Genomic DNA, 13,553 nt, shown 5'->3' with positions numbered 1-13,553 from the left:
GCCCCTCCCGTTCGAGAACGGGAGGGGCGTCGTGGTGCGGGGCTCTGGGAAAGGGCTAGGCACCAATCTTGTGTTCGCCGCGGCGGGACCGGAGGTACTGGAGTCGCTCTTCGAGCAGCTCCTCCAGCTCGGCGCGGGTGCGTCGCTCGAGCAGCATGTCCCAGTGCGTGCGGGGGGTCTTGGTCTCGACCTCGTCCTGCTCGACGAGTGCCCCGTTGTCATCGACGAGACGGCCTTCCTGGCCGCTCCTCGGGGACTCCCAGGTGTCGGGAACTTCGGCGTCGGCCGCGAAAACAACCTCGAAAGTCGAACCGTTCTCGGACCGGTAGGTCTTCTTCTGACGCGGTGAGAAGGTAACTCCCTCTTCGCTTTGCAGACTCTGTGATCCGAGTCGCATGCCGCGCAAACTGCGATCTGCCATTGTGTGGTCTCCTCTCGCGGACTGTCCCAGTTATAAACGCACAAGCTGGGCGTATCCTTTCCGAAGGCTACGCTTCCCAGCAGTTTCTCAGCGCTATGAGGCAAGAATGCGGCGCGCGAGATCCGCCCGATCCGTCACGATCCCGTCGACGCCCGCCTCGAAAAGGCGGCGCATCAGGAATTCGTCGTTGATCGTCCAAACGTGCACCTCGCGAACGGCCGTGCGCAACCGGCGGATCATCGTGGGCGTGATCGTGGACACGCCCAGTACCCGCACCGGCATCTGCACCGCGTCCACACGGCGGAGCGCCCGTCGCGCGAGAACCGTCAGCCCGACGCGCGCGCTGAGAACGGCGATCGCGAGGCGCGACGCGGACGCCGATGTGGCCACGCCGGGGAGGGTGCGCAGCGTCCGTGTCCGGCGGGACTGGGAGAAGGAGGTGACGAGCACCCGGTGACCCGCGCCGGCGGCGCGGATGACGGCGGCGCTGGCATCCGTCGCGTCCGCCGACTTAACGTCGATGTTGAAGATCGCGTCGGGGAAGGTGTCGAGCGCCTCGGCGAGAGTGAGGATGCGCTGTCCCCGGCCGAGGTCGATCGCCCGCAAGTCCTCGAGCGGGACGTCGGCGATGCTCGCTCGCACGCCGCCCACGCGCTCGAGCGTCTCGTCGTGCCACAGCACGGGCACCCCGTCGCTCGTGGCGCGCACGTCCGTCTCGAGGTGCGTGATGCCGAGGGCCAGGGCGTGCTCGAACGCGAGTGCGGTGTTCTCCGGCGCATCGAGCGCCAGCCCGCGGTGGGCGATCACCCTCGGCGGATCGGGGGAGAAGTACCCGGACACGGGATGGGCGGTCAGGGAATGGCGGGCGCGGGGGGTGTGGCGTTGTCGTCGCGGTGCGGTTCAGCCGGCGTCGCGCTCACGCGAGTCGTGGTGCCCGGTGCATCCGCGATACCCGCCGCATCCGCCGCACCCGTGTCGGGCTGGCGTCGGGCGAGACCCGAACCGCTCGGATCCGTGAACGCCGTTCCGATGCCCTTCAGCGCCTCGGTGAGTTCGCTCGGGATGATCCACAGCTTGTTCGACGCACCCTCGGCGAGTTTCGGCAGCGTCTGCAGGTACTGGTAGGCGAGCAGCTTGTTGTCGGGGTCACCGGCGTGAATGGCACCGAAGACGGTCTTGATGGCCTCCGCCTCGCCCTCCGCGCGGAGCACCTGGGCGCGTGCGTCACCCTCGGCGGAGAGGATGGCGGCCTGCCGGGCGCCCTCGGCGGTGAGGATCGCCGACTGCTTGGTGCCCTCGGCGGTGAGGATGAGCGCCCGCCGATCTCGCTCTGCGCGCATCTGCTTCTCCATCGAGTCCTGAATGGAGGCGGGCGGATCGATGGCCTTCAGTTCCACGCGTCCCACGCGCACGCCCCACTTGCCGGTCGCCTCGTCGAGCACGACCCGGAGCTGCCCATTGATGTTGTCGCGGCTGGTGAGCGCCTCTTCGAGGTTCAGGCTGCCGACCACGTTGCGGAGCGTGGTGGTGGTGAGCTGCTCGACGGCGCCGAGGTAGTTGGCGATCTCGTAGCTCGCGGCGCGCGCATCCGTGACCTGGAAGTACACGACGGTGTCGATGGAGACGACGAGGTTGTCCTCGGTGATCACCGGCTGCGGCGGGAACGACACGACCTGTTCGCGCATGTCGATGAGCGGACGCACCCGGTCGATGAACGGGACGAGCAGGTTGAGGCCCGGCATGAGCGTCTTGTGATAACGCCCGAGCCGCTCCACCACGCCCGCATTGGCCTGGGGGATGATGCGGATGGAGCGGAACAGGATGACGAGCACGAGGATCACCAGGACGGCGACCACGACGGCGAGCACTACATTGCCGAAGGCGTCAGTGGGGTTCATTGCGAGGAGTTCCCTTCGGAGGGGACGACGAACGCCGTCGTTCCCTCGATTGCGGTGACGACGACGCGCTCACCTTCGACGAGGTTGCGGTGGGCCACCTGGGGAGCCACCTTCGCGGTCCACAGTTCTCCGTTGGACAGCTTCACGTGTCCGCCGTACTCCGTGACCGGGGTGACGACCTGGCCGACGAGGCCGAGGAGGGCGTCGAGGTTGCTCTTCGCGGGATCGCCGCCGCGGCGGAGGGCGCGGAGGAGGGGCGGCTTCAACAGGAGCAGCAGGAGAAGCGACAGCAGCGCGGCGATCATGATCTGCAGCCACCAGGGAGCCCCGAGGAGGTCGGCGGTCAACCCCCCGAGCCCCCCGATCGCGAGCATGAGGAAGGTGAGCTCGAGCGTCAGTGTCTCGACGACCACGAAGAGCAGGATGAGGGCCAGCCAGGCGATCCAGGCGTAATTCATCAGGAAGTCGGTCACGGCTCCCCCTTTCAGCGTGCGGGACGCACCGGCGGCCCCGCAGCGGCGCGGAATCCGTGCTTCGAAACTACCAGTAGGCGCGTTCCCGAGCCTGTGCCGCCGCGTGGTCTACGCTCGAAAGTTGGCGGGTCGAGCGGCCCCGAACGTCGAAACGCAAGGAGCAGACCGTGTCGAATCCCCTCACCCCCGGAATTCTGGCCGGCAAGCGCGCACTGGTAACGGGCTCGTCCCGCGGTATCGGCGCCGACACCGTGCACTACCTCGCCGAGGCGGGCGCCTCGGTGGTGGTCAACTACCGCAACAAGAAGGCCCGTGCCGACAAGCTGGTCGGCACCATCGTGAGCGGCGGCGGCACCGCTGTGGCCGTGGGCGCCGACCTCACCGACCCCGAGTCCGTCCGCTCCATGTTCGACACCGTCCGGGCGGAGTTCGGTGGTCTCGACATTCTGGTGCTGAACGCATCCGGCGGTATGGAGAGCGGGATGGCCGCTGACTACGCCATGACCCTCAATCGCGACGCTCAGGTCGACGTGCTGACGGCGGCGATGCCGTTGCTCGGGTCCGGTTCGCGTGTGGTGTTCGTGACCAGCCATCAGGCCCACTTCATCGAGAGCACCCCGACCATGCCGGAGTACCTGCCCGTGGCCCTCAGCAAGCGTGCGGGGGAGGACGCGCTGCGGGCGCTGCTGCCGGACCTCACCGCGAAGGGCGTCGAGTTCGTCGTGGTGTCGGGCGACATGATCGAGGGCACCATCACCGCCACCCTGCTCGAGCGCGCCAACCCCGGCGCCATCGGCGCCCGCAAGGACTCGGCCGGCCGCCTGTACAACGTTTCCGAGTTCGCCGCCGAGGTGGTCTCCGCCGTGGTGGACCCCGTCCCGGACAACAACACGCGGTACGTGGGCGACATCAGCGACTTCACCGGCAAGGACTGAGCGGCGTGCGAGCGAGCGACATCCGCCTCCTCACCACGCTCTCCCGACCGTCGCTGTCGCCCGACGGCGGTTCGGTCGTCGTGGCGGCCACCCGGGCCGACCTCGACGCCGACGCCTACGTGGGTCAGCTCTGGATCGGGCCGACGGACGCCTCCGCCGCGCCGCGCCGCTTCACCCGGGGCTTCCGCGACACCGCACCGCAGTTCTCGCCGGACGGCACCCTCGTGGCCTTCCTCCGCGCCGAGGCGGATGCGGCGCCGCAGTTGCATGTCGTCGACGCGCGCGGCGGCGAGCCCGTTAGGGTCACCGACGAGAAGCTCGGGGTTACCGAGTTCGCGTGGGCACCCGACGGTGGTCACCTCGCCCTCACCTCGCGAGTGCCCGAGCCCGGACGGTACGGCACCATCCCCGAGGTGGGCGGCGACGCCGAACCCCCGCGACGCATCACCACCCAGCGGTACTCGGCCAACGGCGTCGGCTACGTCGTCGATCGGCGCAGCAGCGTGTTCCTGGTGGCGACCCCCGACGTGTCCGCCGAGCCGGCGGTGAAGCGGGTGCCGGAAAGGGTGGGGGAGAAGGCGGGTGACCGCACGGCGCTCGGGGTTACCCCGGCCACGCGACTGACGACGGACGACGCCGACTACTCGCGCCCGACCTTCGGACCCGACGGGTCGCACGTGCTCGCAGTAGCGGCACGCCACGACTCCCGCGACACCGACCTCCGCACCGGGGTGCACGAGATCGCGCTCGACGGGGGAGAAGTGCGCACGATCGTCGGTCCCGAGCACGACCTCGCCATCGCCGACGTAGTTGTCGCACCCGACGGCACGATGCATCTCCTCGCCCAGGAGGTCGGCACGTCCGGCCGCGACTTCGTCGCGCGCAACACCGCCCTCTACCGCGCCAATGCCGACGGGTCGGTCGATCGGCGCACCGATCCGGAGTCGGTGGACCTCGGCGAGGTCGGCAGTGCGATCACACTGGAATCGGACGGATCCGTGCTGGTGCAGAACCGGGTGCGCGGCACCGTGCAACTGCTCCGGGTGCGCGCGGACGACACGATCGAGAGCGTCGTGGACGGTGCCGTCGAGGTGACCGGTGCGGCCGCCGCGTCGGGTGTGACCGCCGTGACGATGACCGATGCCCGAGGTGCCGGCGACCTCGCTGTCGTCCGCGACGGCGTGCTCACCCGGCTCACCGATTTCTCCGCCGCCGTGCGAGACGCGGGTGTTTCCGAACCGCGCGAGCTGACGGTAACCGGCAGGGACGGGTACCCGGTGCACGGCTGGCTGTTCACCCCGGCGGCCGAGGGACCGCATCCGGTGCTCCTCGTCATCCACGGCGGACCGTTCGCGGCGTACTCGGTGGGCCTGTTCGACGAGGCCCAGGTGTACGCCGACGCCGGTTACGCCGTCGTGCTCTGCAACCCGCGCGGGTCGGCCGGCTACGGCCAGGCGCACGGGCGTGTCATCCGACAGCGCATGGGCACGGTCGACCTCTTCGACGTGCTCGACTTCCTCGACGGGGCACTCGCCGACCCGCTGCTCGATTCGGATCGGGTGGGCATCATGGGCGGCTCGTACGGCGGGTACCTCACCGCGTGGACGATCGCGCACGACCATCGGTTCGCTGCCGCGATCGTGGAGCGCGGCTTCCTCGACCCGGACGGTTTCGTCGGCACCTCCGACATCGGCAGCTTTTTCGGCGACGAGTACGTGGGCACCGATCCCGAACTCATGCGCGCCCAGAGCCCGCAGGCCGTGGTGGACCGGGTGCGCACGCCCGCACTCGTGCTGCACTCGGCGAACGACCTGCGCTGCCCACTGCCGCAGGCGGAGCGGTACTACGCCGCTCTGAAGCGCGGGGGAGCGGAGGCGGAACTCGTGATCTTCCCCGGAGAGAACCACGAGCTCAGCCGGAGCGGACGTCCGCGCCACCGTGTACAACGGTTCGAGGTCATCCTCGAGTGGTGGTCCCGCTACCTCCCGGTCGGCGGTGGTGGCTCCGCCGAGGATGCGGATGCCCCGGACGTCGGCATCCGAGACCTGGCCTTCTGATCGTGTCGAGACGCCACGTCCGGAATACGGCGCGCATCCTCCTGCTCGACGGGGAGGGGCGGGCGTTGCTGTTCCTCACCAACTACTCCGTGAACATCGGCCTTCCGCCGCGCTGGATCACGCCGGGCGGCGGCATCGATCCCGGCGAGTCGCCGGAAGAAGCGGCGAGACGCGAACTGTTCGAGGAGACCGGCCTGGCGCTTCCCGACGTGGGTGCGCGGGTGTGGGAGCAGGACTTCGTGCGGCAGCGTCTCGACGGCGACCTCGACACGGGTCACTCGACGTTCTTCGCGGTGCACACCGATGTCTTCTCGCCGGTGTCCGACAACTGGATGCCGGAGGAGTTCCACGACATCCACGAGCATCGGTGGTGGTCGGCCGACGAGCTCGAGGCGTCGGGTGCGGCCTTCGAGCCGGCGGAGCTTCCCCAGCTGATCCGCTCCGCCGTCAGCGTTCGTGCGGCCGGGCGCCCGTGACGACCCGGCTCACGCACGGACGTATGCTGGCGCGATGAGCGACTCCATCGAATCCATCATCCGCGCGGTGGAGGAAGAGGAGCGCACGCTCCTCTTCCCGACATTCACCAATGACGACGCACTGCGCCTCGGTGGCCTCCTCGTCGACCTGGCCCGGGAACGCTCCTTGGCGGTAACAGTCGACATCACCCGCGGCGACCAGCAGCTGTTCCACGCGGCCATGGCCGGTACCGCCGCGCACAACGACGTGTGGATCACACGCAAGGTGCGCACCGTGCGCGAGTTCGCGTCCAGCTCCTACCTGGTCGGTCTGCGGGCGCAGAAGGGCGGGACGGCCTTCGAGGATGCGCCGTGGATCGACCCACTGCGCTATGCCGGACACGGCGGAGCCTTTCCCATCACCGTCGAGGGCGTCGGAATGGTGGGCACCGTCACCGTGTCCGGTCTGCCGCAGCGCGACGATCACGCGCTAGCGGTCGAGGCGATCACGACGTTCCTGGCGACCGCGGGTTCGGGTAGCGACGGCTGAGGTCACACCCTATCGAGGAACGCGATGGCGCGGTGCAGGGCGAGCGTCGCCGCGCCGGCGTCGTAGGCAGGGAGCGACTCATCCATGAACAGGTGGCCGCCGCCGGGGTAGAGGAAGAGTTCCGCGTCCGGGGCGTCCGCCATGAGTGCGCGGGCCGCGTCGATGTCGCCCTCGCCGACGAAGAACGGGTCGGCGTCCATCCCATGGATCTGCACCGGCACGGAGGCCGGCCATTCGCCGAACTCCTGGGCGGGCACGCAGGATGCGAAGAACAGCGCCCCTCGAGCGCCCGCTCGCGTCTGCGCGAGCATCTGGGCGGGGAGCACGCCGAGCGAGAACCCCGCGTAGACGAGATCGTTCGGGAGGTCTCCCACTGACCGGGTGCCGCGGTCGAGCACCTCGGGGAATCCGATCTCCTCGACGTGTGCCATGCCGGCGTCGATGTCGTCGAAGGTGCGTCCGTCGAGGAGATCCGGGGTGTGCACGGTGTGTCCGGCGGCGTGCAGCTGCTCGGCGAACGCGACCACGCCGGGCGTGAGGCCCTGCACGTGGTGGAACAGGACGATCTCGGCCATGTGCTCTCCCGGAATCCCTCGGTGAACGTGCGATCCCAGAATGCTCCACCCGCCCCGATGAGGGCAACGGTCCACGCTCCCTGAGCCTGTCGAAGGGACGCAACCCGCACGCTCCCTGAGCCTGTCGAAGGGACGCAACCCGCACGGTCCCTGAGCCTGTCGAAGGGACGCAACGCCGCGCGGTCCCTGATGCCGCTTCGGCGAGCTCAGCGACCGTCGGTGCCGAGGTCGTCGTCATGACCGGCATGGATGCGCGGCCACTGCGCGCTGGGGCGGCCGTTCTGCCGCATCTGGTCGCCACGGGTGCCCCAGTGCTGCGGCCACCCATCGGGGGAGTCCTCCCAGGTCTCCTTCCTGCCGTACACGGTGCGGTCGAGCAGCCCGTACGACGGCGCCATGATCTCGTTGCCGCGACCAGTGGTCCAATAGGTCTCGAACACCCGGTCGGCGACGCGCAGGTAGGACACCAGAATGCCGAAGTGCCGGCCGGTGATCAGCCGGTCGACGGACTCGTCCGGCACGGAGTACCAGGGCACGGTCCAGCCCATGAAGTCGCGGTACCGGGAGCTCTCGTCGTACGGCCCTTGACATAATGTGGCGTAGGCGACGTCTCTCGAGTTCAGATAGGAGAGTTCGGAGATGTGGCTGGTGGAGAAGGTGCAGCCCTCGCATTGATCGGCCGCCGGCATGCCGGTGTGCCACATCTGGAAGTACGCGATCAGTTGCGATCGGCCGTCGAAGACATCGATCAACGGCACGGCGCCCTGGGCGCCGATGAGCACCGTGGCGGAGTCGACCTCGACCATGGGCAGACGACGGCGTTCAGCGGCCAGCGCGTCGGCGGCCCGAGTGAGCGCTTTCTCCTTGACGCGAAGTTCGTCGATGCGCGCTTGCCATGTCGACCGGTCGGCTATCGTCGGCACGGCGCCGTCACCGTGCATTGCTTCTGTCATGCGACATCTCTAGCGCGGGGTGACGACGTCATGCAATGGGTGGCGAAAGGCTCATGGGCGCGGATTGGCAGATGTCCGATAATGCACATTATGTCAAGTACGCGGTGCGGGGCCACCGTGCAACTCTCCGACCGGCGTGCGGCGTGACAGCGTGTAATGCGCCACGCCGGACGGCGAAACGGCTGTCTCGCTGTCGAAGCGCTCCTCGAGTCCCTCCAGTCCGTCCCACAACCGAACTCCGCGGCCGAGCACGATCGGCACCACGACGATGTGGAGAAAGTCCACCAGGTCGGCGGCCAGGAACTCGCGGACGACCGTCGGCCCGCCTCCGAGGCGCACGTCGAGTCCGCCGGCCAGATCGGTTGCGAGCGCCAGTGCGGCCTGCGGGGTCAGATCGCGAAAGAGGAAGGTGGTCTCACCGAGCACGAGGTCGGGACGTTCGTGATGCGTCAGCACCACCACGGGCGTATGGAACGGCGGCTCGTTCCCCCACCAGCCCTGCCAGGAATGGTCTTGCCATGGTCCGACCTGCGGTCCGAACTTCCCCCGCCCCATGATCTCCGCGCCGATTCCCCGTCTCGTCTGCGCGGCAAAGACGTCGTCGATGCCGTTCGCCCCATCCCCCGTCGCCTCACCCATGTGTCCCGACATCTCCATGAAGGTGCGGGTCGGAAAATACCAGCGCATCAGCCGATCCTGCGCGTGGCCGAACGGAGCGTCGAACGTCCGATCCTCGCCCGTGGCGAATCCGTCCAACGACACGGCCAGATTGTGCACTCGAAGCTGCGCCATGGTCCGACGGTATCACTGATGTGGACGTTGTACACATGCAAGTCCGCGAGACCGTTGAGCCGCGTCGAGAGCGGCGCGGGAGGACGGGCCGACAGGACGCCGTTGCTCCCCCGAGACGTGGGTTCCGCAGGACGCGGAGTCCGGCCGCGGTGGCTGCCCTCCACCGTTTCTGCGAGCATCGATTCGTGAGGTCGATCCATTCGCGGCGCACCGCCATCGCTCTGCTGGCACCGCTCATCGCAGTTTCCGCGGTCGGATGCGGATCTCCCGCGCCGTTGCCCGCCGAGCCGTCGCCCGTGCAGTCACCGTCGGCGGTGAGTACCGACATCCCGTCCCCCGGCGCCGCCATGGACGTGTCGCGCGAGTTGCAGCGACTCGAGACCGAGTACGACGCAACCATCGGCGTCAGCGCCGGGGAACCGGCGACGGGCCGGAGCGTCGCCTACCGACCGGACACGCGATTCGGATACGCATCCACGATCAAACTGTTCGTCGCCGCAGAGTTCCTCCGACGGGTGCCCGCGGACGACCGGAAAGACGTGGTCACCTGGTCCGCCGGTGACGTGAAGGCGGCCGGGTACTCCCCGGTCACCGCGGACCACGTGTCCACCGGCCTCAGCCTGGAGAATCTGGCCGAGGCGGCCGTGCGAGAGAGCGATAACACCGCGACGAATGTGCTGCTCGACCGCATCGGCGGGCCCGGTGGACTGGATGCGGCGCTGGCGCAGTGGGGTGACGACACCACCCACGTCGCACGCGCAGAACCGGCGCTCAACGAGGTGGACCTCGGACGCACCGACGACACGACGACACCCGCCGCCTTCACCGGGAACCTCACGCAGCTCCTGAACGGGCCGATTCTTCCCCCGGACGACCGCGCGTTGCTGCTCGAATGGATGAGCGGCAACGCAACCGGCGACGCGCTGATCCGTGCCGGAGCACCCGCCGGCTGGACCGTTGCCGACAAGTCCGGTGGCGCCGGACCGATGCGGAACGACATCGCGGTCGTCACCCCTCCCGGCGGGGATCCCCTCGTTCTCACCGTCTTGACGCGGAGGAACGATGCGTCGGCCGCCTACGATGACGCACTCGTGGCCGAGGTCGCCGCCGTCGTCCTCAGTGCCTTCGCTGATTGACTCGGTGTCGACAGGGTTCGTCCTTCCCCTTCGCGCTCCCGGCTGACACGATCGACGCATGACTCCCTCCCCTCCGTGGTTCCCGGATGAGGTCGGACTGGCGGGCCGGGAGAATCTCGACAGCGCGCACGTCGAGCGGTACGACGGCAAGATGGACGCCGACCCCGCCGCGGAGGTGGCCCTGCTCCAGCGGTCCGGTCTGACAGCGGACTCCGTGCTGCTCGAGTTCGGCCCGGGCACCGGGCAGTTCACGGTCGCCGCCGCGCGAGTCACATCTCGCGTGATCGCGGTGGATGTGTCACCGCCGATGCTACGGAAGCTGTCGTCGAAACTGAGTGATCGTCGCATCGACAACGTCACCCTCGTGCAGGCGGGCTTCCTCAGCTACCAGCACACCGGGGAGCCGGTGGACGTCGTCTACTCGCGATACGCGCTCCATCACCTCCCCGACTTCTGGAAGGTGATGGCGCTGCACCGACTCCGGCGGATGCTGCGGCCCGGCGGTCTTCTGCGCCTGTGGGACGTGGTCTACGACTTCCTGCCGTCGGAAGCGGAGGCCAGTATCGACGCCTGGTGCGACCTCGGTGGCGCATCCGTCGAGGCGGAATGGAGCCGGGCGGAGTTGGAGGAGCACGTGCGGGACGAGCACTCCACCTTCAGCTGGCTCCTCGAAGCGATGATCGATCGCTGCGGCTTCGGCATCGATGACGTGCAGCGCATACCCGAGACATTCGATTCCAAGTACCTGCTCCGAGCCCGGTGACGCGCCGACCGGGGAGGACTCCTCCCCCGCACCGGCTCACCTCTATGCTCGCTATCCATGGGGCTATGGGATCCGTACGACGTGATGGGCGAGCACTATCAGACGCACGCGGCGGACGGGGCGTACAACGCTCACTACGACCGCCCCGCGATGTTGTCGTGCGTGGGTGAGGTCGCGGGACGCGAGGTGCTCGACGCGGCCTGCGGCCCCGGCTTCTACACCGAGGAACTGCTCGCGCGGGGCGCGTCCGTCGAGGCGTTCGACGGCAGTGCGGAGATGGCGACACTCGCGCGGCGCCGGGTCGGGAACTCGGTGGACGTCCGGGTCGCCAGCCTCGACGACCCACTCCCCTACGACGACGACTCGTTCGACCTGGTGCTGTGCGCCCTCGCGATCCACTACGCCGCCGACCGTGCGGCGACGTTCCGCGAGTTCCATCGAGTGCTCCGCGCCGGCGGCCGAGTCGTGCTGTCCACGCAGCATCCCACCGTCGACTGGCTGCGCAAGGGCGGCTCCTACTTCGACGTCGCGCTCGAGACCGACCGGTGGGACCACATCGGCGGCGCTCAGGACGTGCGCTTCTGGCGGGAACCGCTCGGCGCGCTCTGCGCTGCTGCCACCGACGCGGGATTCCTGATCCGAGGCGTGCACGAGCCTCTGCCGGCGGAGAGCATGCGTCAGTCGTGGCCGGACGAGTACGAGACGCTGCGGCAACGCCCCGGATTCCTCATCCTCGACCTGTTGAAACTCTGACCGCGGGCACGAACGAAAGGCGCACCATGACGTTCTCGGCCAATGTGTCGATCCTCTACAGCGAGCTTCCCTTCCTCGACCGGTTCGCCGCCGCGCGGGCGGCAGGCTTCACCGACGTCGAGTGCTGGTGGCCGTTCGCGAGCCCCACCCCCGAAGACGGTGAGCTCCGTGACTTCTACGCGACCCTGGAGTCGGCGGAGGTGAACCTTCGGGGGCTGAACTTCTTCGCGGGGAACATGGCGGCGGGCGACCGCGGGGTGCTGTCCTCGCCCGCGGCCGCAGAGGACTTCGCATCGAACATCGCTGCCCTGCGCGCCATCGCCGTCGAGACGGGATGCCGCACCTTCAACGCGCTCTACGGCCACCGTCAGGACGGCCTATCCGACGAGATGCAGCGCTCCGCAGCCTCGAGCGCGTTACGGCGGGCGGCCGACGCGCTCGGCGATCTCGAACCGACGATCCTGCTCGAGCCGCTGACCCTCGGCGAGAACGGGGACTACCCGCTCGTCACCATCGACGACGTACTCCGCGTTCTCGACATCACGGGTGAGTCGTCCGTGCGTCTCCTCTTCGACGCGTACCATCTGCACAACAACGGCGCGGATATCGTCGCGGACGTGGTGCGCCACGCCGATCGCATCGGGCACATCCAGATCGCGGACAGCCCGGGGCGCGGGGCTCCCGGCACCGGCGACATCGACTTCGCCGCGTTCCTCGCGGCAGTGGAGTCGACCGGCTACGACGGCTTCATCGGGTGCGAGTATCGCGAGCCCGTGCCGCAGGTCATGCCGACGATCCCCACCAGGGGGTAGGGCGCGCAGCCTCGGGGTCCGAGCCCTCGACAACGGCGCCCGCCGACACGAACGACATCGGGCCCCCCGCAACGCGGAGGGCCCGATGTCGTTCTCAGAAGCGGATCAGAGTGCGCCACCACCGCGCGGGTCGACCGTACCGCGCGACCCGGTACCGGAGTCCCGGTTCAGTTCGTCCGTCACGAAGGGGTCGCCCGTGAGTCCGGCGTCGTCCGTCACGACGGTTCCGTCCAGGACGGGCTCGTCCGACTGGCCGGGCGCGACCGGCGCCGTGTCGATCGGCGGCGTCGTGGTCACCGGGGTCGTGTCGACGGAGTCGTCGGACGAGTCCTTGTCCTTCGTTGCCGCTGCAACGCCGACGGCGGCCGCGGCTGCCGCGGCGACTCCTGCCGCAATGACCTTGCCCGACACCCCGGCCTTGCCGGAATCTCCGCGGGATGCCTCGGCGTCCTCGACGCCGGGGGTACCGACGGTGCCACCGTTGTCGATGGTGCCTCGCCAGGCGCCGGTGGCGTAGTCCTCGGACTCGATGAACGCCTTGAAGCGCTCCAGGTCGCCCTGGGTCTGGTTCTCGACCACGTTCAGCTTGTCCCCGACCTTTTCGACCAGGCCCTCGGGCTCGTACTCGAGGGAGAGGTGCACGGACGTCTGTCCGCCACCGAGGTCTTCGAAGGTCACCTCGCCGGCGTTGGTTGCCCCCTCCGTCGCGGCCCAGGACACCTTGCGGTCCGGTACCTGCTCGAGGATCTTCGCCTCCCACTTGCGTCGTACACCGGCGATCTCGGCGACCCACTCGAGGCGGTCGTCGCCGAGGTGGGTGATTTTCTTGATGCCGTTCATGAAGTGCGGGAATTCTTCGAACTGGGTCCACTGGTTGTACGCCCGGCTGACCGGGACGTTGACCAGGATGGTCTTTTCGATTCTCGTGCTCATGGCAGCTCCTTCGCATCGTTGATGTCGGCGCCCCGGGTACTGGCGCC

Annotated in this window: 16 protein-coding genes; 8 read left to right on the top strand and 8 right to left on the bottom strand. The window is 68.7% G+C overall.

The genetic code is table 11. The features are described from left to right. Positions 1-55: 55 nt before the first annotated feature. The 4 genes from EY822_RS13805 to EY822_RS13790 all read right to left on the bottom strand — a co-directional run bounded on the left by EY822_RS13805 (position 56) and on the right by EY822_RS13790 (position 2,792). Complete coding sequence (locus EY822_RS13805; protein ID WP_150309043.1) at positions 56-421, bottom strand: RNA polymerase-binding protein RbpA; 366 nt, start codon at positions 419-421, stop codon at positions 56-58. Positions 422-514: 93 nt separating this feature from the next. Continuing rightward, the gene (locus tag EY822_RS13800) at positions 515-1,261 is read right to left on the bottom strand and encodes a glycerophosphodiester phosphodiesterase (protein ID WP_150309042.1); all 747 of its coding nucleotides are present in this window, start codon (positions 1,259-1,261) and stop codon (positions 515-517) included. A gap of 11 nt (positions 1,262-1,272) precedes the next feature. Further along, positions 1,273-2,319 carry an SPFH domain-containing protein gene (locus tag EY822_RS13795; protein WP_150309041.1) on the bottom strand — a complete coding sequence of 349 codons (1,047 nt, stop codon included), beginning with the start codon at positions 2,317-2,319 and terminating at the stop codon, positions 1,273-1,275. Further along, positions 2,316-2,792 (bottom strand): NfeD family protein, encoded by a 477-nt coding sequence (locus tag EY822_RS13790; RefSeq protein ID WP_227497356.1) that lies wholly within the window; start codon positions 2,790-2,792, stop codon positions 2,316-2,318. Before EY822_RS13790 ends, EY822_RS13795 begins: the two co-directional genes overlap by 4 nt. 167 nt (positions 2,793-2,959) lie before the next feature. Between EY822_RS13790 and EY822_RS13785 the strand changes: the two genes are divergently transcribed. Genes EY822_RS13785 through EY822_RS13770 form a run of 4 tightly spaced genes read left to right on the top strand, consistent with a single transcriptional unit; the run spans position 2,960 to position 6,789 of the window. Continuing rightward, complete coding sequence (locus EY822_RS13785; protein ID WP_150309040.1) at positions 2,960-3,727, top strand: SDR family oxidoreductase; 768 nt, start codon at positions 2,960-2,962, stop codon at positions 3,725-3,727. 5 nt (positions 3,728-3,732) lie between these two features. Continuing rightward, positions 3,733-5,784, top strand: a complete 2,052-nt coding sequence (locus EY822_RS13780) for a S9 family peptidase (RefSeq protein ID WP_150309039.1) — start codon at positions 3,733-3,735, stop codon at positions 5,782-5,784. 2 nt (positions 5,785-5,786) lie between these two features. Further along, positions 5,787-6,260: an NUDIX hydrolase gene (locus EY822_RS13775; RefSeq protein ID WP_227497355.1), complete on the top strand. Its 474-nt coding sequence runs from the start codon at positions 5,787-5,789 to the stop codon at positions 6,258-6,260. 34 nt (positions 6,261-6,294) lie between these two features. After that, the gene (locus EY822_RS13770) at positions 6,295-6,789 is read left to right on the top strand and encodes a heme-degrading domain-containing protein (RefSeq protein ID WP_150309038.1); all 495 of its coding nucleotides are present in this window, start codon (positions 6,295-6,297) and stop codon (positions 6,787-6,789) included. A gap of 2 nt (positions 6,790-6,791) precedes the next feature. Here EY822_RS13770 and EY822_RS13765 read toward each other — a convergent pair whose 3' ends face one another. From EY822_RS13765 to EY822_RS13755, 3 genes are all read right to left on the bottom strand, one after another. After that, complete coding sequence (locus EY822_RS13765) at positions 6,792-7,364, bottom strand: dienelactone hydrolase family protein (RefSeq protein ID WP_150309037.1); 573 nt, start codon at positions 7,362-7,364, stop codon at positions 6,792-6,794. A 206-nt stretch (positions 7,365-7,570) separates the two neighbouring features. Next, positions 7,571-8,317, bottom strand: a complete 747-nt coding sequence (locus EY822_RS13760; protein ID WP_227497354.1) for a DUF899 family protein — start codon at positions 8,315-8,317, stop codon at positions 7,571-7,573. 93 nt (positions 8,318-8,410) lie between these two features. Further along, positions 8,411-9,109 (bottom strand): dihydrofolate reductase family protein, encoded by a 699-nt coding sequence (locus EY822_RS13755; RefSeq protein WP_150309036.1) that lies wholly within the window; start codon positions 9,107-9,109, stop codon positions 8,411-8,413. 185 nt (positions 9,110-9,294) lie between these two features. On the opposite strand from EY822_RS13755, the gene bla reads away from it, so the two are divergent. Genes bla through EY822_RS13735 form a run of 4 tightly spaced genes read left to right on the top strand, consistent with a single transcriptional unit; the run spans position 9,295 to position 12,573 of the window. Next, entirely contained in the window at positions 9,295-10,245 is a 951-nt protein-coding gene (gene bla / locus EY822_RS13750) for a class A beta-lactamase (protein WP_227497353.1), read from the top strand. Positions 10,246-10,303: 58 nt separating this feature from the next. After that, the gene (locus EY822_RS13745; protein WP_150309034.1) at positions 10,304-11,008 is read left to right on the top strand and encodes a class I SAM-dependent methyltransferase; all 705 of its coding nucleotides are present in this window, start codon (positions 10,304-10,306) and stop codon (positions 11,006-11,008) included. A 57-nt stretch (positions 11,009-11,065) separates the two neighbouring features. Further along, positions 11,066-11,761, top strand: a complete 696-nt coding sequence (locus tag EY822_RS13740) for a class I SAM-dependent methyltransferase (RefSeq protein WP_150309033.1) — start codon at positions 11,066-11,068, stop codon at positions 11,759-11,761. Positions 11,762-11,787: 26 nt separating this feature from the next. After that, positions 11,788-12,573: a hydroxypyruvate isomerase family protein gene (locus EY822_RS13735; RefSeq protein ID WP_150309032.1), complete on the top strand. Its 786-nt coding sequence runs from the start codon at positions 11,788-11,790 to the stop codon at positions 12,571-12,573. 105 nt (positions 12,574-12,678) lie between these two features. Here the strand turns inward: EY822_RS13735 and EY822_RS13730 are convergent, their stop codons facing one another. Further along, positions 12,679-13,506, bottom strand: coding sequence for an SRPBCC family protein (locus EY822_RS13730; protein WP_150309031.1), 828 nt, complete (start codon positions 13,504-13,506; stop codon positions 12,679-12,681). Positions 13,507-13,553: the final 47 nt, after the last annotated feature.

The sequence above is a fragment of the Planctomonas psychrotolerans genome, from assembly GCF_008642235.1.
GTDB lineage: Bacteria > Actinomycetota > Actinomycetes > Actinomycetales > Microbacteriaceae > Planctomonas > Planctomonas psychrotolerans.
Note: the sequence above shows the minus strand (reverse complement) of the source record. Positions and strands in the feature narration are given on the sequence as shown.